Origin of the sequence: Empedobacter sp. UBA2044 (genome assembly GCF_002333005.1) — a bacterium.
GTDB classification, from domain to species: Bacteria; Bacteroidota; Bacteroidia; order Flavobacteriales; family Weeksellaceae; genus Empedobacter; species Empedobacter falsenii_B.
Genome location: NZ_DDBA01000066.1, coordinates 78,126 through 100,726 on the forward strand (window position 1 = coordinate 78,126; position 22,601 = coordinate 100,726).

A 22,601-nucleotide genomic window follows, 5' to 3' on the forward strand; every position below is an offset into this window, starting at 1 on the left:
AGCCATCTTTTTAGATGGCTTTTTTCTTCATAGTAAAATAACACAGGTTTGTTCAAAAAAACTTAACTTTATGAAACTAAACAAGCCTTATGAACTTTGTCGCACATCAATATTTATCTTTCGGAAATCAATCGCTTCAGATTGGAAATTTGCTTGGAGAAATTGTTAAAGGAAAACAATATCTAGATTTTCCAGAAGAAATTCAGAAAGGGATTTTATTGCATCGTTCGATTGATACATTTACAGATTCTCACGAATCGGTGAAGAAAAGCTCAAGTTATTTTCACGAAACACAACACAAATTTGCACCAATTATTATTGATGTGATTTATGATTATTTTTTTATTAAATATTGGAATAATTATTCTGAAACTCATTTCGAAAAATTTAAAACAGATTGTTATCAATTATTTAAGGATGAATACAATTCGCTTCCAAAAAAACTACAAGAAATCATTTTTTATTTGTTGAAATATGATTGGTTCGAAAATTATTCGACCATAGAAGGCGTTCAAAAAACATTAAAAGGAATCGGAAGTCGAGCAAAATTTGAGAATAATTTACATCAAATCATTCCCGAATTTGAAAAAAATTATGCGAATCTAGAAACTGATTTTCTATCATTTTTTCCTCAAATCCAAACGCATTGCAAGAACTTTGTATTCATTGATTCTCAAGTCTAAATTTCATTTTAAGAATTCGATAAAATTCATTAGTTTAGGGCTGTAAACAAACAGAAAACCACAATGGATTTAACTTTTAATAAAAGAGAGGATCATAACAAATTATTACTTTCTAAACTACGCCAAAAACTGAAACAAGTTTACCTTGGCGGAGGTCAAAAAAGAATTGATGCGTTGCATAGCAAAGGAAAAATGTCTGCAAGGGAACGTATTGATTATCTTTTGGACGAAAAAAAACCGAACATAGAGATTGGTGCTTTAACAGGAGATGAAATGTACAAAGAACACGGCGGATGTCCTTCGGGAGGTGTTGTTGTGAAAATTGGTTATATTTCTGGTAAACAGTGTATTGTTGTTGCAAATGATGCGACAGTAAAAGCTGGTGCTTGGTTCCCAATTACAGGTAAAAAGAATTTGCGTGCTCAAGAAATTGCGATGGAAAATAAATTGCCAATTATTTATTTGGTGGACAGCGCAGGTGTTTATTTACCAATGCAAGATGAGATTTTTCCTGATAAAGAAATGTTTGGTCGAATTTTCCGCAATAATGCAATCATGTCATCAATGGGAATTACTCAAATTTCTGCTGTGATGGGAAGTTGTGTTGCTGGTGGAGCATATTTACCAATTATGAGCGACGAAGCAATGATTGTAGACAAAACAGGTTCTATTTTCTTGGCAGGAAGTTATTTGGTAAAAGCAGCAATTGGCGAAGATATTGACAACGAAACTTTAGGTGGAGCAACAACACATTGCGAAATCTCTGGCGTGACTGATTATAAAGCAAAAGATGATAAAGATGCGTTGGATAGAATAAAATCTATTGTTGGTAAAATTGGTGATTATGAAAAAGCTGGATTTAATCGAATTGAAGCAGCAAAACCTGCTTTAGATGAGAAAGAAATCTATGGTATTTTACCTGAATCACGTTCTGAGCAGTACGATATGTATGAGATTATTAACAGACTTGTTGATAACTCGGAATTGGACGAATATAAGCCTGATTATGGGAAATCAATCATCTGTACGTATGCTCGAATTGATGGTTGGGCAGTTGGAATTGTAGCTAATCAACGTAAAATCGTGAAGTCTAAAAAAGACGGAATGCAGTTCGGTGGTGTGATTTATTCAGATTCTGCGGATAAAGCGACTCGTTTTATTGCGAATTGTAACCAAAAGAAAATTCCGTTAGTTTTCTTACAAGATGTGACTGGTTTTATGGTTGGATCTAAATCTGAACATGGTGGTATTATCAAAGATGGTGCGAAAATGGTAAATGCAGTTTCGAATTCTGTTGTTCCAAAATTCACGATTATAGTTGGTAATTCTTATGGTGCAGGAAACTATGCTATGTGTGGAAAAGCTTATGATCCTAGATTAATTGCGGCTTGGCCTTCGGCTCAATTGGCAGTTATGGGAGGTGAGCAAGCGGCGAAAGTTTTGCTACAAATAAAAGAAGCGACTTTGAAAGCGCAAGGTGTAGAAGTTGATGAAGTGAAAAAGCAAGAACTTTTGAACGAAATTACAGCAAAATACAATGATGAAACAAGTCCTTATTATGCTGCGGCACGTTTGTGGACAGATGGAATTATTGATCCTTTGGATACGCGTAAATGGATTTCGATGGGAATTGAAGCTGCGAATCATGCTCCGATTGAAAAACAATTTAATTTAGGTGTTATCCAAGTTTAGAAAAACGAAAATATTTTTAAAAATAGAAGAGAATCCAATTTAGGATTCTCTTTTTATTTTTTGAATATTGTTTGAAACATGTAAATCAAATCTTGTCGAAAACTCCAATTCTTTACATATTCTACATTGATCTTAACTTTATCTGGCCAAAGAATTTCATCATTATATTTGATTGGATCATTTACATTGGATAAAATTTCTTCTTCTTTACAATATTTCAATTGAGCAGGACCAGTAATTCCAGGTTTAACTTTCAACACCAATCTATCCTCTCCAACCAATTTATCTGCATAACCAGCGACATCAGGACGAGGTCCAACAAAACTCATTTCCCCTATTAGAATATTGAATAATTGAGGTAATTCATCTAATTTATAATCTCGAAGAATCTTTCCAATTTTGGTAATTTGATGTTGATCGGTTGTTATTGTCGATTTAGAAACCCCTTTAATCGTTCTGATTTTATAAATATTGAAAAATCTTCCGTCTTTCCCAACTCTTTTTTGTGTAAAAACGCCAAATTGATTGGTATCTATAGAACTTATGATAATTAACAAAACAATTAACCCAACTAAAAATATTAGTAGGATTAATGCAAGTATATAATCAAATATGTTCTTTAAGATCATTTCAATTAAAAGAATTTACTTTTATTTCGAGAAGCTAAACATTTTATTTTTCCGAATGATGAATTATCAAAATTCTCATCTCCAGCAAAATATCCGTAGCCGTAACTATAACCGTAGCCGTAGCCGTAACCATATCCGTAACCGTAGCCAGTTTTAATTTGGAAATCGTTGAATATAATTCCGACATTCGAAACCTCACCTTCATCATATTTATTCGAAATTGCATGGATAAAGTTTTTCTCCGAATAGTTGTAACGTGTTACATACAATGTGCAATCTGCGTTAAGCATCAAATCGTACGAATCTGTTACTAATCCTATTGGCGGTGAATCTATAATTACGAATTCATATTTCTCTTTCAATTCAGCAAATAATTGATCCATTCGATTACTCAAAATCAATTCTGAAGGATTTGGAGGAATTGGACCTGCTGAAATAATATCTAAATTTGGTAAAATTGTACGTTGTGTAATTTGATTTAACTCTAAATCATCCGCAACATAGTCTGTTACACCTGTTTTATTATTAATGTTAAAATCATCAAAGATTTTTGGTTGACGTAAATCTAATCCAATCAGAACCGTTTTCTTATCCATAGAACCAAGTGAACTCGCAATATTCATCGCATTGAAAATTTTACCTTCACCTCCAATAAATGATGTCATTAAAATCGTTTTGTTATCATCTTCAAGTCCTGGATTCTTGTATAAATATTTCAGATTAGAACGAATTGATCTAAACGATTCAGAAATTCCTGATTTTGGATTGTTGATTACAACTAAAGGTTATAGGAATTTCTTTAATCAATTCGCCTTGATACAAGTTAAGCATCAAAGTAAAGTCGAATTTATCTTTTGGTAAGTTTCGCAACAAATCTAAAACTACTATTGGAACTCCACCCATTTCTAATGAACGAAGCCTAAAAAGTACTTTTATTTTTCTATGTTGATTTGACATTTGGTTAGTTTAATAAACAAAAATACAACATTGAGTTTGAATTGAATAATACAACAACTTAAAAACTCATAAAATAATTCTTAATTTTGCAGAAAAAGTAGTCGAATGTTCAAAATTGGTACAAAAGTTAAAGTGATAGATGATAATATTTCGGGAACAATTTCCAAATTGAAAGGTGATTTTGTTTACTTTAATGATGAGTTTGGTTTTGAATATGAGTATCGCCAAGATGAAATCATCAAAGATATTGAAATTGACTATGAAGAATATCGAGATGAGAAAATCAAAGAATTTTCGAAACCAAAGTTTAAGACTTTTCGCAAATCTCATCGACATCCTTATTTAACGCGAGAAATTGATTTGCATATCGAAAATTTAGTTGATAATTGGCGTGATTTGGATAATGCGCAAATTATACAAACACAATTAGATGTTGCACGAAATGAGGTGGAGCGCGCTATGTTCGAAAGTCAAATTCGATTGATTTTAATTCACGGTTATGGAAAAGGAATTCTGAAAAAAGAAATTACCGAATTGTTATATCGTTACACGAATATCGAATTCTATGACGCCTCGTTCAAGGAATATCACGGCGACGCCATAGAAGTTAAATTTATTTAAATTGAGATATTTCGATACAATTTTCTTATTCTATCGAAACGAAAATCACTCAATATGACAATTTTCATTATTATTAGTCATTGGCTATAAACAAAGAAAGTCATTCTGATTTCTATGACAAAACCAAGTTATTTTTATAAATAGTTTGATTTTTAATTAGAGCATAAATCCGATGAATAATTTTGTTTCTCACAGCGTTTAAAACAGCCATTTTATTTTTACCTTGTTCAACTTTTCGATGATAGTAAATCGCCAAGTCATTTTCTAACCGAATAGCACTCATAGCTGCTAAGTGCAATAGTTTTTTCAACTCTTTATCTGCCATAGTTGATACTTTTGGTCTTCGTTTTATAGATGTTCCAGACTGAAAATCAAATGGAGCTACTCCTGCATAACAAGCCATTTGTCTTGGCGTATTTATAGTTGTAAAACCATCTGTTTTTATCAACATATTAAATGCTAAAACTTTTCCTACTCCAGGGATTGATTGTATTCTTTTATAATGATCGTAAAGTTGTTCATCTTCACAAATTAGCTGATAGATTCTATCTTCTATTTCATTAATTTGTTTGGTTAATATATCGATGAGTTTAGTGTTTAAACGCAATACAGCTTTATCCATAGTTGGTTTTAAGAATTGATCGTCCTGTGTTTGAGCTAATAATCCTGCTCTTATTTTAACGCGATGTTTTCTTTCAGCATTCAATAGTTTAATTTTTTCAATGACCTTTGAATTAGGTTTCCACAGCTGAAGATCCATATAGTTTTTCAATAAAAATTGAGCGATGCGTTCACTATCAATTTTATCATTTTTACCTCTAACTAATCCCATACTTTTTTTCAAATGCAAAGGATTGATTACATAAACAGTAAAAGAAAAATGGACTAAAACACTATAAAGTATAGCATTAAATCGACCTGTATTTTCCATTCCAATCAAAATTTCTTGTTTTATATCAAACTGTTTGAAAAAAACTTTGATTGCTTTTTCTGTATTAGGAATGTTATCAAAACGATTCACTCCATTTTCTTGAATGCAGATGTCTAAAGTTAATTTACTCACATCAATTCCGATAATAATTTTTTCCATAAATTTGAATTTAATGAGAAGAGAAACTTATCAATAACTCGATTCCTTACTAATGGGTTATAAGCCCGAATTTCTATTTGAGAATTTGATAAGAAAGAGTTGAGTCTTAATCAGAATATGAGATTATATAGCTCTGAACTCGTTATAGTGTACTCAAACTCTTTTCTCTTCTTTTTATACTACAATTTAAGATTTTCAAATCTAAAGGAATTTGTTTCAGAATTTCATTATTTTTAGGATTAAAATCTTTTGATCCAATCCATCAAATCATAATAATTTTGAGGAACAATTCCGTGTCCACTTCTATATTCGTGGTATTCAAAATTAATATTCATCGATTTTAAAAACTCGTCACCCATTCGTCCTAATTCAATTGGCAATACAACATCTTCTGTTCCGTGCGAAACAAAGAAATTTAAGTTCGAAAAATCTTTCGATTGATCAAAATCTCCAATAATTTTAGCTTCTGGATAACCACTTAAAATAGCCACGTTTTTAATCTTTTCTGGATTATTTAGCGAAATCGCATAACTCAAAATTGCACCTTGGCTAAAGCCCATCAATGTTACATTTGCGTCATCTAAATTCTCTTGTTGAACAATTGCATCAATAAATTCGACCAATTTATTACGCGATTCTATTGCTTGCGTTTCATCCATCCATTTTTCATTGTTCACAAAATTAATATCATACCACGCATATCCGCCATACACAATATCATGCAACGCTCGTACACTTATAATATGCGCATTCTGCGGTAAATCTTGTGCAAATGAAAACAAATCTTCTTCGTTGCTTCCATAACCATGTATCAGCACAAAAAGAGGCGTTTTTTCAGTCGAAACAACAGGTAAACGTTCGATATATTTTATTCCATTCAATTCTTTCATACAAACTTATTTTTAGCGAATTTAATTCTAATTTTTCTAAATAAAATTATTTTCAGTTCAGTTAAAACCCTTCGAAAACACCCAAACCAAATAAAGCGAAATCATATTTCACAGGATCATTTGCATCCATTTCTCGCAATTTTGTATCAAGTTCTTTCAATGCTTTTGCATCATTTTGTTTTCGAGTCAGAATATTTAATTTTCGTGCAACATTTCCCGAATGTACATCCAAAGGACAGGAAAGAATAGAAGTTGGAATGGATTTCCAAATTCCTAAATCTACGCCTTGTTTGTCATCACGAATCATCCAACGCAAGTACATATTGATACGCTTTGCAGCCGAATTATTCAATGGATCTGAAATATGTTTAGTTGTTCGAGTTGGATGTTCTATTTCAAAAAAAGTTTGTTTGAAATTCGAGATTGATGCTTGCATCGAATCTGAAGTTTGATGTTTTGCAAAAACTTGTTCCAATCCGCCATGATTTTGATAAATGTTACGAAGCGATTGCATGAAAAATTTCAAATCTTCACTATTGAATGTTCTGTGAACAAAACCACCCAAATTCTTTAAATGATTCTCAGAGAAATTCATCACAAAATCGTAAGGCGAATTTCCCATCAACTGCATCATTTTATTCGCATTATTGATAATCATTTTACGATTTCCCCATGCAATTGTTGCCGCTAAAAACCCAGCAATTTCGATATCTTCTTTCGCAGAAAATCTATGCGGAATCTGTACTGGATCAGAATCGATAAAGTCTAATGTATTATATTGAAGAACTTTTTCGTCTAAAAAATCCTTTAATTCTTCTTGAATCATTTACATTTCTATTTGAAAAATTCCATCAGCCATCACCAATTTTCGATCAGTCATATTTGCTAATTCTTCGTTATGTGTCACAATGACAAAAGTTTGTCCAAATTCGTTTCGAAGATTGAAAAATAATTCATGTAATTCTTCAGCATTTTTAGAATCTAAATTACCAGAAGGTTCATCAGCAAAAACTACTTTAGGCTGATTAATCAACGCACGAGCTACTGCTACACGTTGTTGTTCTCCTCCAGAAAGTTGATTAGGTTTATGTGTCAAACGTTGCGAAAGTCCCAAATAAGACATTAACTCTTTTGCACGCTTTTCGGCTTCTGCTTTTTTTGTTTTCTTGATAAAAGCTGGAATACAAATATTTTCTATTGCATTAAATTCTGGCAACAATTGATGAAACTGAAAAATGAATCCAATGTTTTCGTTACGAAATTTAGATAAATCGCGATCGTTTAACTTCGTGATATCTTGTCCCGCAATCTGAATAGAAGTATTATATTTCTTTGGCTCAGAACTTTTTTCTAATGTTCCTAAAATTTGAAGCAAAGTTGTTTTTCCTGCTCCAGAAGCACCAACGATAGAAACGATTTCTTTTTCTACAATCGATAAAGAAACATTTTTTAGCACTTCTAATTCACCAAATTTCTTAACAATATTTTCTGCTTTTATCATGAGGTAAAGATATAAATTAAGTACTAAGTCTTAAATCATAAGTGATAAGTTTTTTTTGAATTAAAATTCGTCAGTTCGAGTGATTTTTAGAAATGAAATGATAAAAAATTGTATCGAGAATAGAATTTCACTAGAATTGACGGTTTTTTATTGATAAAATTATAAAATCAATCCTCCGTCGAAAATGCTTTAAACCCAAAACAAACAATTTTAGTGTACTTGGTACGATTTAAAAATTATATAACAATTGTTTTGACTTTTTAAATCATTAATATTCGTATCTTGTAACCTCTAAATAAATAATATTAATCACTTTTTTAGCATAAGCTGATAAAATTAATATGGCAAAATTTAGAATACATCAACAATATTTTTATTTTTGTAATTGAAAAATCAAAAAAAATGAATCTTCACGAATATCAAGGAAAAGAAATTCTTAGTAAATATGGTGTGAAAGTACAACGTGGTATCGTTGCTACTACACCAGAAGAAGCTGTAGAAGCTGCTAAACAATTAACTGAACAAACTGGTACAGGTTGGCATGTCGTAAAAGCACAAGTACACGCAGGTGGTCGTGGAAAAGGTGGTGGAGTAAAGCTTGCTAAAAACTTGGACGAAGTTAAAGAGAAAGCAAACGAAATCATCGGAATGCAGTTAGTAACACCTCAAACTTCGGCTGAAGGTAAAAAAGTTCATCAAGTTTTAATTGCTGAGGATGTTTATTATCCAGGTGAATCTGAAACTGAAGAATACTATGTTTCTGTATTGTTAGATCGTGCAACTGGTAAAAACATGATTATGTATTCTACTGAAGGTGGAATGGATATCGAGGAAGTTGCTGAGCACACACCAGACAAAATCTTTACAGAAGAAATTGATCCTGCTGTAGGAATCCAAGGTTTCCAAGCGCGTAAAGTTGCTTTTAACTTAGGTTTATCAGGAAATGCTTTCAAAGATGGTGTTAAATTTATCACTGCTTTATATAATGCATACGTTGCGATTGACGCTTCTATGTTCGAAATTAACCCAGTTCTTAAAACATCTGACGATCAAATTATCGCTGTAGATGCTAAAGTATCTATCGATGATAACTCATTATTCCGTCATCCAGATATCGCTGCTTTACGTGATACAAGAGAAGAAGATCCAACAGAAGTTGAAGCTGGTGAAGCTGGATTAAACTTCGTAAAATTAGACGGAAACGTAGGATGTATGGTTAACGGAGCTGGTTTAGCAATGGCAACTATGGATATCATCAAATTATCTGGTGGTAATCCTGCAAACTTCTTAGACGTTGGTGGTACTGCTGATGCTGAGCGTGTAGAAAAAGGTTTCCGTATTATCTTAAAAGATAAAAACGTAAAAGCTATCTTAATCAATATTTTTGGTGGTATTGTACGTTGTGATCGTGTTGCTCAAGGTATTTTAGATGCTTACAACAATATGGGTGACGAAATTAATGTGCCAATTATTGTTCGTTTACAAGGAACAAATGCAGAAATCGCTAAGAAAATGATTGATGAATCAGGTTTCGCTGTTCACTCTGCTATCACATTAAAAGACGCTGCTGATAAAGTAGAAGAATTAGTAGGTTAAGATTTAACTTATTTACAATATATAAAACCTCTCAAAGAAATTTCTTTGAGAGGTTTTTTTTGTATAAATTAATTTAATAAAATAAATCAAATGAATAAAAATTTATCATCATCCTTAAATAAAACATTAGTTGAATCAGATTTAACTAATATAACTATTGACTTAATTGAAAATTTTTTAGACGAAAAATTTCTTGAAGATAGCATCTTAAAAGAAATTCCTATAATAAGCACAATAATAGGATTTAATAAAACTATAAACTCTGTAAAGGATTATTTATTTGGAAAAAAAATATTAAATTTCCTTAATGGGTTATCTGAAATAAGTATAGAAAAAAGGAATAAAGCAATTTCTAAAATAAATATTAGTAGTGATTATGCTCAATCTGTAGGTAGTAAATTACTTTATATTATTGATAGTGCTCAAGATCATGTAACATCAAAAATAATATCTAAATTATTTGTAGCATTTATAAATGAAGAACTTAGTTATCAAGAATTTTGTAAAGCATCTTTAATTATAAATAAAATAGACTTTTACGATTTAGATCAATTCTTAAATATGCCTGACGAAGTATATGGATATAATAGAATTGGTATGTCAAAATCAGAAGAAATAGATATTTATCTTATTAATTCAGGATTATGTTATACTGAAATGGATCCTGTTACTGTTGAAGATCAAGACGACTGGAAATCTAATGAAAAATATATTGTTAGAGGAGGAGAATCTTTAGTATACAGAACAATAATTGGAACAAAAATTTATAAAATATTAGCAAAATAAAAACCTCCGCTCAATAATTTGAGCGGAGGTTTCTTTTTACGCATATTTAGTAAAGTCTATATATCGTCAAAATCGATATTTGTAAAAGATTCAACTTGCGTTTCATCTTTACTCACAACTTTATTTTTTGGATCAAAATCTTTTTGATGTCTTTCCGAAATTACCTCTTGTCCTTTTTGTGCAAAAACAAAATCGGTCGTTTCATCTAACATATCTTTGAAACTTTCAAAATCTTCTTTGTACAAGTAGATTTTATGTTTTTTGTAATACACATTTCCATCGTCCTGCGTATTTTTTTTACTTTCTGTAATCGTCAAGTAATAATCACCTGCTCTTGTTTCGCGGACATCGAAAAAATAAGTTCTTCTTCCAGCCCTTAATACCTTTGAAAAGACTCCTTCTGCATCCACCTTTTCTTGGTTTTCAAAATCATTCATAAGTCTAAATAGAGTTTAATTGTTAAATGTTTCCTAACAAATCTAAAAAAAATTAAGAAAACAACAACATTTTAACCAAATATTTTCTCTTTTTTTATTAAATCTCTATAAATAAACTTAATCTAGCAGTTGTTTATTGTACAATTCATAATAATAACCATGCTTATTTAATAATTCGCTGTTCGAACCATTTTCTAAAACATGACCATCTTCTAAAACCAAAATCTGATCAGCGCGCTTTGCAGAAGACACACGATGCGTAATAATGATGGTTGTTTTACCATTAATTTCAGAAGATAAATTATTTAAGATTTGTTCTTCAGTTTCGGTATCTACAGCAGACAAACTATCATCAAAGATTAATATTTGTGGATCATTCACCAATGCACGAGCTATAGAAACACGTTGTTTTTGACCTCCAGAAAGCGTAACGCCGCGTTCACCAACAACTGTTTCGTAACGTTCTTTAAATCGATCAATGTTATCATGAACAACCGCTTTCTTCGCAAAAATTTCAGCCGTTTGCTCATCTGTATCATCAGAACCAAACAAAATATTATTGGTTAGCGAATCCGAGAAAAGGAAAGCTTCCTGCGGTACATAACCAATTTCTTCTCGAATAGATTCTACATTAATATCATGAATATTTTTACCATCAATCAAAATTTCACCAGAAGTTGGTTCCAACGAACGCGCAACTAACAAAGCAATTGTCGATTTTCCTGAACCAGTTTTTCCAAGAATCGCTAAATTTTCACCTTTATTAATTTTGAATGAAACATTATCCAACGCCTTAATTCCAGTGTTTTCGTAGATATACGTCACATTCTTAAATTCGATTGTACCTTCTACTTCATGATTCACTAATTGTTTTTCTTTTACATCAGTTTCAGCATTCAAAAATTCGTTGATACGAAACATCGACGCTTCTGCACGCTGTACAACCATCGTAATCCAACCTAAGGAAGTAAATGGCCAAATTAACATATTTAGGTAAAGGAAAAATTGAGCAATAGAACCAATATCCATTGTTCCTTCTATATATTTTACTCCTCCCAAATACAAAATCACCAAATTACTCACACCAACTATAACAACCATCAAAGGGCCAAAGGCTGCCTGAATTTGAGCTAAATTAAGTGCACGTTTCTGATATTCGTCTGCTTCTACTTCGTATTTAGATTTTATAAATTCTTCTGAATTGAATGATTTTATCACGCGAATTCCAGCAAAAGTATCTTGTACAGATGACGAAATCGTAGATTGTTGTTCTTGTACGCGCTTACTTTTCTTGTTAATATTTCGTGCAACATTATAGATTAACAATGATAAAATCGGTAATGGAGCTAATGTATAAAGCGTTAATTGCTTATCTATTTGCAACATAAAATACGCAATGATCACAACTCGCGACACTAAATCAATCGGATACATAATTCCAGGTCCAAGATACATACGCACCAATCCGACATCTTCGGTAATACGATTCATCAAATCGCCCGTTTTGTGTTTTTTGTAAAAGGACAACGATAATTTTTGATACTTATCGTAAATCACATTTTTCAAATCGAACTCAATATAACGCGATGCCACAATAATCATTTGTCGTGTACCAACCGTCAAAACTCCTCCCAAAACTTTAAAAAAGAAAAAAGCCAAACTAGCATACATCAAACCATCTTTCAAAATATCGAGGTTATCTGTTCCTTCTTTCTTAAAATTTCGTAGCAATTCTTCAACTGTATTGATTGCTTCTCTAATATATGTAACGGAATAAACCTGCACCCAATTGGCACAAATCGTAAAAATGAAGCCCAAAAATATTCTCCATTTATACTTCCATAAAAATTTATTTAACTTTTGTAATGATTTCACAAAACAAAATTACATTCTTTTTTTTACCTTTGCATCAATTTATTAGACGTTATATCATTGAAATTATGTTGGGAAGAAGACAACTACGCGAAAAAGTAATGCAGAATATCTATGCTTACAATAGTTTAGGAACTGAAGGCGAAGAAAGAGCGGTCGAGAAAAATATGATGAAAAGTATCGATCAAATCTACGATTTGTACATTTATCTCCTAAATTTGATTAAAGTTCAAAAGGACATTGCAGAGCATAAAATTGAACTTGCAAAATCAAAAAACTTTCCAACCCAAGAAGATTTAAATCCAAATTTAAAATTTGTTCAGAATAAAGTATTCAAAATTATCGAACAAAATCTTGAATTAACTCGTTATTCTACTGACAACAAGTTTTTACTTTGGGATATTTATGATTCTTATCCAAACAATATCTTTAAAAATTTGACAGAAAGCGAATTGTACAAAACGTACATGAGCAGCGACAAACATTCTTTTGAGGAAGACAAAGAATTTATCTTGAACTTTTTCGTAGAATTTATTGCTGAATATGAAGATTTGCACGATTACTTAGAAGGAATTCAGATCACGTGGGCAGACGATGTACATATTGCAAATGCGATGGTACATACAACGATAAAATCGTTCCGTCAAAATAGTTCTCCGTTGATTTCTTTGTTCAAAGTTTACAAAGATTTAGATGACAAAAAATTTACTGAAGAATTATTCCGTAAAACTATTCGTCACCAAGCAGAAACAAGAAAAATTATTGACGAAAAAGCTCAAAACTGGGAATTAGATCGTATTGCAACAATCGATTTGATTATTTTAGAAATGGCTTTGACAGAATTTTTATATTTCTCAAATATTCCTGCAAAAGTTACGATCAACGAATATGTGGAATTAGCGAAAAGTTATTCGACAGAAAAATCACGTGTTTTTGTTAACGGAATCTTAGATAAAACATTAAAAGAGTTAAAAGACAATAATAATTTACCAAAATACGGTAGAGGTTTATTATAATCACTATTTTTTCTTAATTTTGACTAAGACAAATAATTATAAAAATGAAAAGTAAATTATTTATTTTAGGTGCATTTGCATTATCATTCGCAATCAGCTCTTGTGGAGAGAAAAAAGCTAGCGACAATTTTACAGCAGAAGAAACAGCTCAACAAGCTGAAAATGTTGTAGATCCAGCTACAGCTCCAGTTTTAACATTAGCAGAAGCGAATCACGATTTTGGAGATGTAAAAGCTAACAATAAAGTAGAAACATATATCAAGTTCAAAAACGATGGTAAATCTCCATTAGTTATTCGCGATGCGTCTGCAACTTGTGGTTGTACTGTTCCTGAGTTCCCTTCTACTCCAATTGCAGTGGGAGCTACAGATTCTATCAAAGTTGTTTACACAGCTGGAAACATGAACGGAAAACAACAAAAAACAGTAACTTTAGTAACAAACACAGTAAACGGTCACGAGAAATTTGATATTTCTGCAAACGTTGTTGGAGCTACTGCAAATGATCAAAATGCGCAACAAGCATTTGGACAATAAGTATTAAATCGATAAAATATAAAAATGATTCAAACAATCTTTTTACAAGCTGGTGCACAAGGCGGAGGAATGTCTATGCTTTTGATGTTCGGAGGAATGTTCGTAATTATGTACTTTTTCATGATTCGTCCTCAACAAAAGAAAGCGAAACAAGAAAAACAATTTCAAACGGGTATCAAACGTGGTGATCAAGTTGTAACAACTTCTGGAATTCACGGGAAAATCAACGAAATTTATGACGACGCTGTTATCATCGAAACTGGAGCTGGAAAAATTAAATTTGAAAAGGCTGCAATTTCTCGTGAATTAACTGCTGCACGTTATTCAAAAACGACTGACAAAGCTGAAAAATCAGACAAAGTAGTAGAAGAAAAAAACTAAGTTTAAGGTTAACATATATTTAACTGATTGCCGAAGGAATTATTCTTCGGCATTTTTTTAACTTCAAACCATGAAAAACAACCAACCTTTTGTAGCAGGTATTACTGGCGGAATAGGATCTGGCAAAAGTACAGCAGCAAAATTCTTCGAAGAATTAGGTATTCCGGTATATAATTCTGACACAAGAGCGAAAACGATTCAGAATGAAAACTCTGAAGTAAAAGTTAAAATTATTGCAGCTTTTGGTGAAGAAGCGTACAATGAAAATGGTTTGAATAAACCATTTATATCAAAACAAGTTTTTCAGAATAATGAAAAATTGAAGCTATTAAATTCAATTGTTCATCCAGCAGTTTTCCAAGATTTTGAAGATTGGAAAAAAGCTCAAAAATCGGACATTGTAATGAAAGAAGCTGCCATTTTAATAGAAAGTGGTAGTTACAAAGATTGCGATGTTGTGATAAGTGTAGTAGTCGATATAGAAACGCGAATTGCACGAACTATAGAAAGAGATGGTTTATCACGAGAAGAAATTCTTGCGAGAATAAACAATCAGATTTCGGACGAAGAACGAATCGCTAAATCAGATTTTATTATTGATAATAATGGCGATTTAGCTCACTTGAAAAATGAAGTGGAACAAACGTTTATCAAAATCAAAAAAATGATTTAATCGTCCAAATTTTAACAAAAAGATAGAAATTAGAAAAGATTAAACTATTTTTAATCATTCAATAAAAAATAAATGAAAAAAGGATTTTATAAAATCTTAATCGTTATCATGAGTGTTGCGCTTATAGGATTGATAATTATTCAATTCTATTGGCTAAACTTAACAATTCAGAATGGTACAGACAGTTTTAACAACAATGTGTACCAAGCGATGAATTATACAACAGAGAAAATAAACAAAAACGAATTAGAGCGTTATTATAAGAAATTCAATAATATACAATCTGATTTAAAATCAAATAAAGATAAACCGCAAGTTGTAACCAATCAAGTCATCAAAGATTCGCTTGGTGTAACGTACGCTTATGTAACGCGCTATGTAGTCGAAAAATCGATGTTGCCATCATCTGGAAAATACAATGACAGCTTAACGAAAGCGAATATTTATTCGCAAGAACGCGTTTTCAAAATAGACAAAGATTCTTCTGCAAGAGGAATTCCGAATCTTAATCTGAATTTTGAACACGCTTTACAAGACGGAACATTTACATTGGAAAGTGCTGCACGTTGGGACGCTGGTTCTACGCCAATCGACAAACGTGTGAATTATGCGATGCTAGATTCTATTTTGAAAAACGAATTACGCAACAGAGGAATTCACCAAGCAATGCCAATTTTGGCAGTTTTGAAAAAAGATTCGACAGAAACAAATGTCAAATCAAAAGATTTCGATCGCAATAAAATTGAGTTTATGGTTCCGCTATTTTTGGATAGAAAGGATCATATCGAATATTATTTGGCAGCAAATTTTGTTAACCGAAATTTAGCCATTATTGCACCAACCGTTCCAGTTATTTCGTTGACATTTATCTTAACCATGATTATTATTACGGTTTTCTCCTTGTCAATTTATTATATGCAATTGCAACGCAAGAGTTCGGAAATCAAAACAGATTTCATCAATAATATGACGCACGAATTCAAAACGCCTATTGCAACCATTAATATTGCGTCTGATGCATTGCGTAATGAAAAGATATTTACTGATCCTGAAAAGGTGAAATATTATGCAGATTTGATCAAACAAGAAAACAAACGTATGAATGCTCACGTTGAGATGGTCTTACGAATGTCGAAGCTTGATCGCAATCAAATGGACATGAATTTTCAGGAAGTAAATTTGAATGGTATTGTACAAAAAAGTGTTGAGCCGATAAGATTTATTGTAGAAGAAAGAAATGGTACAATATTTGAGGAATACAACGCAGAACAATCATTTGTAAAAGGAGATCCCTTCCATTTAGAGAATATCGTTATTAATGTATTGGATAATGCTCGAAAATACTCTCCAAACACACCAGAGATTAGAGTAAAAACATACAACAAAGACAACAATTTTTTAATTGAAATTTCTGATAAAGGAATGGGAATGTCGCAAAACGTTCTGAAAAAAATATTTGAACAATTTTATAGAGAAGAAACGGGAAATATACACAATGTAAAAGGTCATGGACTTGGGTTGGCTTATGTCAAAAAAATCGTTCAGCTTCACGGCGGACAGGTTTGGGCAGAAAGTTCAGCAGGAAAAGGAAGTACTTTTTTCATTAAAATCCCTCTAAAATCATAGATCAATGAGTGATAAACAACGATTACTTTTAGTAGAAGATGATCCAAGCTTCGGAAGTGTATTAAAGGATTATTTGGTTATAAACGATTTTGACGTAACGCACGCAATCGATGGTGAGGACGGTCTTACCAAATTTAAAGAAAGTGATTATGATCTATGCATCCTTGATGTAATGATGCCTAAAAAAGATGGTTTTACATTAGGAAAAGAGATCAAAGAACTAAAAAGTGAACAACCAATTATATTTTTAACAGCGAAAAACATGCGCGAGGATGTTTTGAATGGTTACAAAATTGGAGCAGACGATTATGTCTTAAAACCATTTGATTCAGAAGTTTTATTGTACAAAATAAAAGCTGTTTTACAACGTAATTCTGGCGAAGAAGAAAAATTTGAACAAGAAGATTTCAAAATTGGTAAGTTTACGTTCAATGCAAAATTGAGACAATTAATTTACGATGGTAAATCACAGAAACTTTCGCCAAAAGAAAACGAATTATTACGTTTATTGGCAGTTTACAAAAATGATTTAATGCCTCGTGAGATTGCCTTAACACGTATTTGGCACGATGATAATTACTTTACATCACGTTCTATGGACGTATATATTGCGAAATTACGTAAGTATTTGAAGAAAGATCCAGCAGTAGAAATCGTGAATATTCACGGTGAAGGATTCCGACTTTTAATTCAGGAATAAGATTAATCTTTATAGAAAAAAACCTCAACATAGTTGAGGTTTTTTTGTGGTATTGTACCGTCATTTACAATAATACATTTCCAATTTTGATAGGTTTGATCTAAGACTGATTGTAGACATTCGTCCATATAAATAGACTGATTGTAGCAAGGAACAATAACCGAAATAAGAGGTTGTTGCATGATGTGTATATTAAGTGTTTCTAATTTAGCTGTTTACAATGTTACTTCATTTGTAAGAATATACAAGTTATTATTTGATGGCATTGCTCTTCTATTTTTTAAGCGTATTTATTTATCATTATTTATTTTATACGATAATTAAGATATTCTTAATGAAAAGTAGATTTACTAATTATAGCTTATGCTTTCTTATTTATAGGAATGTGGTGAGTGTATAGTGAAAAGGATGAAAGAGTTTAGCTTGTTCGTTGTCTTGTGTCACAATGGATATGCCGACAAAAGGAAAAATTGTTGATGAGTTTTGTTGTTCTTGTATTTGTGGTGATAATTTAATTTCTGCAAGTGGTGTAGCAAGGTTATCTATTGGAACATAGAAATTTTGAAAATTGATAAGATTTAACTCTAATTCTTCGGTGCAAACCAACCATCCTATACTGATTTCTAAAAAAGCGTTTGGGAATTTGGATTTGTGTTGAAATACTAGGCCTGCTTGTATTTTTAATTCATTTGTTTGGGCATTATATTCCACATAAAACGGGGATAGTTTGCACTTTTTGTTGAGTGAACGATGTTGTAATTTACCATTTTTGTAGGCTTCTACTAGTGCTGTGTACATGGTAGATTGATTGGTTTCTTTTTTTATAGTAGAAAAAAATGAAACCAATTGGTTGTGAAAAGTTCCGTCTTTTTGTTTCCAGTTGAATGGTAGTATGTGTTTCTTGAATGATGCGGAAAACATCGATAATTCTTTGAAACGTCTCTTAACTTCTATTGTATTTGGATGTTGTTGTGCTGAACTATTAACAAATCCGCCTGCATATTTTTTGACAAAAGATTTACCATTACGTTGAAAAAAAATTAAATTTCCTAATTTACCATTTATATTAAATTCATTATCTGTTTTAGCCATAAATTTACTATATTTAACTATTGAAAATCAATTAATTAAATTTAGCGAATTTATTTCTATTTTTCTCCTTTTTAATTATTTTTTACTTCTTCAACTGTATTCCTAAGTTATTTTTATAGTAGTTCTATGCTACCTCTGTGCTACCTTTATGTCGCCTCTAAGCCGACTTAAAGAGGAGGTTTGTTATAGGAATTTGTGATGATACTTCATGTATATTAGCTATAATGATGCTGAATAAATTTGTGGATTGCTTAATTTTGATTTTGATTTGTTTTATACAAACAGATTGTTTAGTGTTTCTTGCTAAATGTAGATTAGTAGAGGTTAGCTATTAGGTTTTGTTGTAAAGTAAAGTTGTTACCGATTAATATGAGCTTTTTCTAATTATAGGTATTTATATCCTTTAAATAGTCCTAATTTATATAGTAATTTTAGTAATCTTGATTTTTTTAGTAACTCTAATTTAGTAGAAATGTTGTCATTTCCATTTTATTAGTTTTAAAGATGTTCTAAAGCCAATATCTTTAATATAATTTATATACGAAATATCAAACGTTGAGTATTTCAAAATAAAAAAAATATGATTTTTAATTCTTTTATGAATTAGTTTCTTTTGTGAATTATTTAGCTTTTTTTTTAAAGTTTCTTTAATTTGCTAACCTCCTTATTATTAATATTTATAAGATTTGAATGATTTTTTGCTAACTGTGAATATATTCGGAAAAAGTATAAACGGCAGTAATCTGATTGATATAATAAACTGGGATATTGTTGATAGCAAAGCTAAAAATTAAAAGTACCACCAATAGAAATGGAAAGTAGAGAAAATTAATATCTAAATTAACACCGAAATAAATTAAAAAGACGACTAACAAAATAAGTTTCAATCCTAGATTGAAACTTATTTTATACATACCAGCCATTAGAAGCGCTTCTTTAGGGAAATTAATTTTAGAAATAATTCCCTTTCCTGCGTTTACAGAAACCATAGAGCTTTGAACTGTATCAGCAAATACACTCCATAAAATTGTACCAATCACAACAAACAAAGGATAAGGAATACCAACTCCTTGTACTGAAACAACACCTGATCCATTTAAAAACAGCCACACTAATTAGTTAATAATAACTGGAGCAAATGCCAAAAAATACCCAAATAAGACTGTCTATACTGTGCTTGTATGTCCCTTTTAGCCATCTGAAAAGCTAAAAAGTGAGAATTTGATATATCTTTAAATATATTTTTTAATTCCTTGAGGAAATGTGTTTTTTTTGTCAGAAGAGTAAACTACTGTTTTTAAACTCATAAAAACTTTTTAGGTTAAGGTTTTAAGTTTATAGATTAATTTCTTCATTAACCTATAAAACCCTTTTTTAATTATATTGTTTTTCGTAATAATTTTGATAATCGCCAGATGTTACATTGTCCAGCCATTCTTTGTTTGATAAAAACCAATCAATTGTTAGGCTCAAACCTTGCTCAAACGTCACACTTGGTTTCCAGCCTAATTCTTCGTTGATTTTAGTCGCATCAATTGCATAACGTAAATCATGTCCTGGACGATCTTTCACAAAAGTGATTAATTGTTCTGAAGTTCCCGCTTCTTTACCTAATTTTTCGTCCATTTGTTTACACAATTCTTTTACCAAATCGATATTTTTCCATTCGTTGAAACCTCCTACATTGTAAGAATCTCCATTTTTTCCCTCGTGGAAAACCAAGTCAATCGCTTTTGCATGATCGATTACAAATAACCAATCGCGTGTATATTTTCCATCTCCATAAATAGGTAGCGGATTTCCGTTCAAAATATTATGAATACACAACGGAATTAATTTTTCTGGAAAATGATTTGGCCCATAATTATTCGAACAATTTGTCATCACAATTGGTAAACCATAGGTATCATGATAAGCTCTTACAAAATGATCCGAAGATGCTTTTGATGCCGAATATGGTGAATGCGGATCATACGATGTTTCTTCCGTAAAGAATCCTTCATCACCCAAAGCGCCAAAAACCTCATCTGTAGAAACATGATGAAAACGTTTTCCTTCGAAATTATTGTTCCAAATTGTTTTTGCAGCATTCAATAAGTTTACTGTTCCAATCACATTTGTCATCACAAAGTCTAATGGATTTGTGATCGAACGATCCACGTGAGATTCGGCAGCTAAATGAATAACACCATCTGGCTGATGTCTTTCAAAAACTTCTAATATATGTTTTGCGTCAGTAATATCAGCTTTTACGAATTCATAATTTGATTTACTTTCGATATCTTTCAAATTCTCTAAATTTCCTGCATATGTCAATGCATCAAGGTTGATAATCTTCGTTTCAGGATATTTTAAGACAAATTCTCTTACAACGTGAGAACCGATAAATCCAGCTCCACCTGTAATTAAAATAGTTTTCATAGTATTTTATAGTTGTTATTTTTAATCGTTTCCAAACAAATCGCGCGTATAAACTTTCTCTTTCACGTCAGCTAATTCAGGTGCATTTCGATTCGAGATAATCACATCACATTCTTGTTTAAAAGCTTCAAAATCATTCATCACTTTCGATCCAAAGAAAGAATCTTCTTTCAGAACTGGTTCATAAACCACCACTTCAATTCCTTTTGCTTTGATACGTTTCATTACTCCTTGAATTGCTGATGCTCTAAAATTATCTGAACCTGATTTCATAATTAAGCGGTAAACACCAACTTTTTTAGGATTTTTTGCAATGATAGAATCTGCAATAAAATCTTTTCGCGTTCTGTTTGCATCAACAATTGCTTGAATAATATTATTCGGAACTGCATCATAATTAGCCAATAATTGCTTCGTATCTTTTGGCAAACAATATCCTCCATAACCAAACGATGGATTGTTATAATGCAAACCGATACGAGGATCCAAACCAACTCCTTCGATAATTTGTTTACTATCCAAGTTGAATGTTTGTGCATAACTATCTAACTCATTAAAATAAGCGACACGCAACGCTAAATAGGTATTCGAAAATAATTTGATTGCTTCTGCTTCTGTTGAATGTGTAAACAATGTCGGAATATCTTTCTTAATTGCTCCTTCTTTTAACAAATTAGCAAAAACTTCTGCTCTTTCACTTTGTTCACCGATAATAATTCTTGATGGATACAAATTGTCGTATAAAGCTTTTCCTTCTCGCAAAAATTCGGGAGAAAAAATAATATTTTGATAGTCTAATCGTGATTTTAAATCTTCAACAAAACCAACCGGAACAGTTGATTTTATAATAACTACAGCATTCGGATTATATTGCTTGACATCCTTTATAACCGATTCTACGCTTGATGTATTAAAATAATTTGTTTTTGGATCATAGTCCGTAGGCGTTGCAACAACCACATATTCTGCATTTGCATACGCAGTTTCTTTGTCTAAAGTCGCAAGAAAATTAAGCTCCTTATTCTGCAAAAAATCTATAATTTCTTTATCTTCAATTGGAGATTTTTTTGCATTGAGCATTGCAATCTTTTCTGGAACAACATCTAACGCCACTACCTCATTACGCTGAGCTAATAAAATTGCGTTAGACAGACCAACGTAGCCTGTCCCCACTATTGCTATTTTCATTTATGGTTATTTAAAATTAGTTTAAGAGAACAAATTTAGTGAAATTCTCTCAATTCGAACACCAATTTACTAAAAATGAGCAAATAGACAAGTATATTTACTTTTACAAAATTGTGAAAATTGTTATTTCATTTTTAACTAACCGTTTATCTTATTCCTCATCTGTCAAACTGGAAAAAATATCAGTCAAAATTAGTTCTGTCTTAATATTCAA

At 31.4% G+C, this 22,601-nt stretch carries 24 protein-coding genes and 1 pseudogene; 11 read left to right on the top strand and 14 right to left on the bottom strand.

The window, feature by feature from the left end; translation table 11 throughout:
* The first annotated feature begins 89 nt into the window (after positions 1-89).
* On the top strand, positions 90-683 hold the full coding sequence (locus B4E59_RS12090; RefSeq protein ID WP_291053208.1) for an acyl carrier protein phosphodiesterase: 594 nt from the start codon (positions 90-92) through the stop codon (positions 681-683).
* A gap of 63 nt (positions 684-746) precedes the next feature.
* On the top strand, positions 747-2,375 hold the full coding sequence (locus B4E59_RS12095) for an acyl-CoA carboxylase subunit beta (protein WP_221853945.1): 1,629 nt from the start codon (positions 747-749) through the stop codon (positions 2,373-2,375).
* A gap of 53 nt (positions 2,376-2,428) precedes the next feature.
* Here the strand turns inward: B4E59_RS12095 and B4E59_RS12100 are convergent, their stop codons facing one another.
* From B4E59_RS12100 to B4E59_RS12110, 3 genes and pseudogenes are all read right to left on the bottom strand, one after another.
* A complete protein-coding gene (locus B4E59_RS12100; RefSeq protein WP_221853946.1) occupies positions 2,429-3,004 on the bottom strand; it encodes a sugar transferase in 576 nt (191 codons plus the stop codon).
* Between the two features lie 5 nt (positions 3,005-3,009).
* A complete protein-coding gene (locus tag B4E59_RS12105; RefSeq protein ID WP_349676127.1) occupies positions 3,010-3,777 on the bottom strand; it encodes a CpsD/CapB family tyrosine-protein kinase in 768 nt (255 codons plus the stop codon).
* A gap of 16 nt (positions 3,778-3,793) precedes the next feature.
* Positions 3,794-3,961: pseudogene (locus B4E59_RS12110) on the bottom strand (glycosyltransferase); the annotation flags it as partial.
* A 105-nt stretch (positions 3,962-4,066) separates the two neighbouring features.
* On the opposite strand from B4E59_RS12110, the gene B4E59_RS12115 reads away from it, so the two are divergent.
* Entirely contained in the window at positions 4,067-4,582 is a 516-nt protein-coding gene (locus B4E59_RS12115) for a DUF8465 domain-containing protein (protein ID WP_221853947.1), read from the top strand.
* Between the two features lie 112 nt (positions 4,583-4,694).
* Here B4E59_RS12115 and B4E59_RS12120 read toward each other — a convergent pair whose 3' ends face one another.
* The 4 genes from B4E59_RS12120 to B4E59_RS12135 all read right to left on the bottom strand — a co-directional run bounded on the left by B4E59_RS12120 (position 4,695) and on the right by B4E59_RS12135 (position 8,063).
* Complete coding sequence (locus tag B4E59_RS12120) at positions 4,695-5,672, bottom strand: IS110 family RNA-guided transposase (protein ID WP_291053213.1); 978 nt, start codon at positions 5,670-5,672, stop codon at positions 4,695-4,697.
* 239 nt (positions 5,673-5,911) lie between these two features.
* Positions 5,912-6,562, bottom strand: coding sequence for an alpha/beta hydrolase (locus B4E59_RS12125; protein WP_221853948.1), 651 nt, complete (start codon positions 6,560-6,562; stop codon positions 5,912-5,914).
* 61 nt (positions 6,563-6,623) lie between these two features.
* Positions 6,624-7,388 carry a TIGR02757 family protein gene (locus B4E59_RS12130; protein WP_221853949.1) on the bottom strand — a complete coding sequence of 255 codons (765 nt, stop codon included), beginning with the start codon at positions 7,386-7,388 and terminating at the stop codon, positions 6,624-6,626.
* A complete protein-coding gene (locus tag B4E59_RS12135; RefSeq protein ID WP_038335263.1) occupies positions 7,389-8,063 on the bottom strand; it encodes an ABC transporter ATP-binding protein in 675 nt (224 codons plus the stop codon).
* A gap of 402 nt (positions 8,064-8,465) precedes the next feature.
* On the opposite strand from B4E59_RS12135, the gene sucC reads away from it, so the two are divergent.
* Together sucC and B4E59_RS12145 are read left to right on the top strand one after the other, a co-directional pair.
* The gene (gene sucC / locus B4E59_RS12140; protein WP_221853950.1) at positions 8,466-9,659 is read left to right on the top strand and encodes an ADP-forming succinate--CoA ligase subunit beta; all 1,194 of its coding nucleotides are present in this window, start codon (positions 8,466-8,468) and stop codon (positions 9,657-9,659) included.
* Positions 9,660-9,749: 90 nt separating this feature from the next.
* Positions 9,750-10,445, top strand: coding sequence for a hypothetical protein (locus B4E59_RS12145; protein ID WP_291053216.1), 696 nt, complete (start codon positions 9,750-9,752; stop codon positions 10,443-10,445).
* Between the two features lie 56 nt (positions 10,446-10,501).
* Here B4E59_RS12145 and B4E59_RS12150 read toward each other — a convergent pair whose 3' ends face one another.
* Both B4E59_RS12150 and B4E59_RS12155 read right to left on the bottom strand, forming a co-directional pair.
* Entirely contained in the window at positions 10,502-10,882 is a 381-nt protein-coding gene (locus B4E59_RS12150) for a PUR family DNA/RNA-binding protein (protein WP_038331127.1), read from the bottom strand.
* Between the two features lie 117 nt (positions 10,883-10,999).
* Positions 11,000-12,757, bottom strand: a complete 1,758-nt coding sequence (locus tag B4E59_RS12155; RefSeq protein WP_291053219.1) for an ABC transporter ATP-binding protein — start codon at positions 12,755-12,757, stop codon at positions 11,000-11,002.
* On the opposite strand from B4E59_RS12155, the gene nusB reads away from it, so the two are divergent.
* The 6 genes from nusB to B4E59_RS12185 all read left to right on the top strand — a co-directional run bounded on the left by nusB (position 12,748) and on the right by B4E59_RS12185 (position 17,686).
* The gene (gene nusB, locus B4E59_RS12160) at positions 12,748-13,770 is read left to right on the top strand and encodes a transcription antitermination factor NusB (RefSeq protein ID WP_280037842.1); all 1,023 of its coding nucleotides are present in this window, start codon (positions 12,748-12,750) and stop codon (positions 13,768-13,770) included. The two genes, B4E59_RS12155 and nusB, sit on opposite strands and share 10 nt — an antisense overlap.
* 44 nt (positions 13,771-13,814) lie before the next feature.
* Positions 13,815-14,306: a DUF1573 domain-containing protein gene (locus B4E59_RS12165; protein ID WP_221853954.1), complete on the top strand. Its 492-nt coding sequence runs from the start codon at positions 13,815-13,817 to the stop codon at positions 14,304-14,306.
* 24 nt (positions 14,307-14,330) lie between these two features.
* On the top strand, positions 14,331-14,687 hold the full coding sequence (gene yajC, locus B4E59_RS12170; protein ID WP_291053223.1) for a preprotein translocase subunit YajC: 357 nt from the start codon (positions 14,331-14,333) through the stop codon (positions 14,685-14,687).
* Between the two features lie 70 nt (positions 14,688-14,757).
* A complete protein-coding gene (gene coaE, locus B4E59_RS12175) occupies positions 14,758-15,360 on the top strand; it encodes a dephospho-CoA kinase (RefSeq protein ID WP_221853956.1) in 603 nt (200 codons plus the stop codon).
* A 72-nt stretch (positions 15,361-15,432) separates the two neighbouring features.
* The gene (locus tag B4E59_RS12180; RefSeq protein ID WP_221853957.1) at positions 15,433-16,986 is read left to right on the top strand and encodes a sensor histidine kinase; all 1,554 of its coding nucleotides are present in this window, start codon (positions 15,433-15,435) and stop codon (positions 16,984-16,986) included.
* Between the two features lie 4 nt (positions 16,987-16,990).
* Entirely contained in the window at positions 16,991-17,686 is a 696-nt protein-coding gene (locus B4E59_RS12185; RefSeq protein ID WP_221853958.1) for a response regulator transcription factor, read from the top strand.
* 2 nt (positions 17,687-17,688) lie between these two features.
* On the opposite strand, the gene B4E59_RS12190 is transcribed toward B4E59_RS12185, so the two are convergent.
* The 5 genes from B4E59_RS12190 to B4E59_RS12210 all read right to left on the bottom strand — a co-directional run bounded on the left by B4E59_RS12190 (position 17,689) and on the right by B4E59_RS12210 (position 22,387).
* Entirely contained in the window at positions 17,689-17,868 is a 180-nt protein-coding gene (locus tag B4E59_RS12190) for a glycosyltransferase family 2 protein (RefSeq protein WP_221853959.1), read from the bottom strand.
* A 193-nt stretch (positions 17,869-18,061) separates the two neighbouring features.
* Positions 18,062-18,778, bottom strand: a complete 717-nt coding sequence (locus B4E59_RS12195) for a hypothetical protein (protein WP_221853960.1) — start codon at positions 18,776-18,778, stop codon at positions 18,062-18,064.
* A 701-nt stretch (positions 18,779-19,479) separates the two neighbouring features.
* Complete coding sequence (locus B4E59_RS12200; protein ID WP_221853961.1) at positions 19,480-19,890, bottom strand: ABC transporter permease; 411 nt, start codon at positions 19,888-19,890, stop codon at positions 19,480-19,482.
* Positions 19,891-20,152: 262 nt separating this feature from the next.
* A complete protein-coding gene (gene rfbB, locus B4E59_RS12205; RefSeq protein WP_221853962.1) occupies positions 20,153-21,199 on the bottom strand; it encodes a dTDP-glucose 4,6-dehydratase in 1,047 nt (348 codons plus the stop codon).
* 21 nt (positions 21,200-21,220) lie between these two features.
* Positions 21,221-22,387 (bottom strand): nucleotide sugar dehydrogenase, encoded by a 1,167-nt coding sequence (locus tag B4E59_RS12210; protein ID WP_291053227.1) that lies wholly within the window; start codon positions 22,385-22,387, stop codon positions 21,221-21,223.
* Positions 22,388-22,601 lie beyond the last annotated feature (214 nt).

What these genes read in the sequence shown, in the direction of transcription:
- rfbB (WP_221853962.1), bottom strand. Translation starts at nt 21,199, where the DNA reads ATGAAAACTATTTTAATTACAGGTGGAGCTGGATTTATCGGTTCTCAC.
- B4E59_RS12185 (WP_221853958.1), top strand. Translation starts at nt 16,991, where the DNA reads ATGAGTGATAAACAACGATTACTTTTAGTAGAAGATGATCCAAGCTTC.
- B4E59_RS12125 (WP_221853948.1), bottom strand. Translation starts at nt 6,562, where the DNA reads ATGAAAGAATTGAATGGAATAAAATATATCGAACGTTTACCTGTTGTT.
- B4E59_RS12095 (WP_221853945.1), top strand. Translation starts at nt 747, where the DNA reads ATGGATTTAACTTTTAATAAAAGAGAGGATCATAACAAATTATTACTT.
- B4E59_RS12090 (WP_291053208.1), top strand. Translation starts at nt 90, where the DNA reads ATGAACTTTGTCGCACATCAATATTTATCTTTCGGAAATCAATCGCTT.
- B4E59_RS12145 (WP_291053216.1), top strand. Translation starts at nt 9,750, where the DNA reads ATGAATAAAAATTTATCATCATCCTTAAATAAAACATTAGTTGAATCA.
- B4E59_RS12150 (WP_038331127.1), bottom strand. Translation starts at nt 10,882, where the DNA reads ATGAATGATTTTGAAAACCAAGAAAAGGTGGATGCAGAAGGAGTCTTT.
- B4E59_RS12115 (WP_221853947.1), top strand. Translation starts at nt 4,067, where the DNA reads ATGTTCAAAATTGGTACAAAAGTTAAAGTGATAGATGATAATATTTCG.
- B4E59_RS12180 (WP_221853957.1), top strand. Translation starts at nt 15,433, where the DNA reads ATGAAAAAAGGATTTTATAAAATCTTAATCGTTATCATGAGTGTTGCG.
- B4E59_RS12130 (WP_221853949.1), bottom strand. Translation starts at nt 7,388, where the DNA reads ATGATTCAAGAAGAATTAAAGGATTTTTTAGACGAAAAAGTTCTTCAA.
- B4E59_RS12120 (WP_291053213.1), bottom strand. Translation starts at nt 5,672, where the DNA reads ATGGAAAAAATTATTATCGGAATTGATGTGAGTAAATTAACTTTAGAC.
- B4E59_RS12210 (WP_291053227.1), bottom strand. Translation starts at nt 22,387, where the DNA reads ATGAAAATAGCAATAGTGGGGACAGGCTACGTTGGTCTGTCTAACGCA.
- coaE (WP_221853956.1), top strand. Translation starts at nt 14,758, where the DNA reads ATGAAAAACAACCAACCTTTTGTAGCAGGTATTACTGGCGGAATAGGA.
- yajC (WP_291053223.1), top strand. Translation starts at nt 14,331, where the DNA reads ATGATTCAAACAATCTTTTTACAAGCTGGTGCACAAGGCGGAGGAATG.
- B4E59_RS12135 (WP_038335263.1), bottom strand. Translation starts at nt 8,063, where the DNA reads ATGATAAAAGCAGAAAATATTGTTAAGAAATTTGGTGAATTAGAAGTG.
- sucC (WP_221853950.1), top strand. Translation starts at nt 8,466, where the DNA reads ATGAATCTTCACGAATATCAAGGAAAAGAAATTCTTAGTAAATATGGT.
- nusB (WP_280037842.1), top strand. Translation starts at nt 12,748, where the DNA reads ATGATTTCACAAAACAAAATTACATTCTTTTTTTTACCTTTGCATCAA.
- B4E59_RS12165 (WP_221853954.1), top strand. Translation starts at nt 13,815, where the DNA reads ATGAAAAGTAAATTATTTATTTTAGGTGCATTTGCATTATCATTCGCA.
- B4E59_RS12195 (WP_221853960.1), bottom strand. Translation starts at nt 18,778, where the DNA reads ATGGCTAAAACAGATAATGAATTTAATATAAATGGTAAATTAGGAAAT.
- B4E59_RS12100 (WP_221853946.1), bottom strand. Translation starts at nt 3,004, where the DNA reads ATGATCTTAAAGAACATATTTGATTATATACTTGCATTAATCCTACTA.
- B4E59_RS12190 (WP_221853959.1), bottom strand. Translation starts at nt 17,868, where the DNA reads ATGCAACAACCTCTTATTTCGGTTATTGTTCCTTGCTACAATCAGTCT.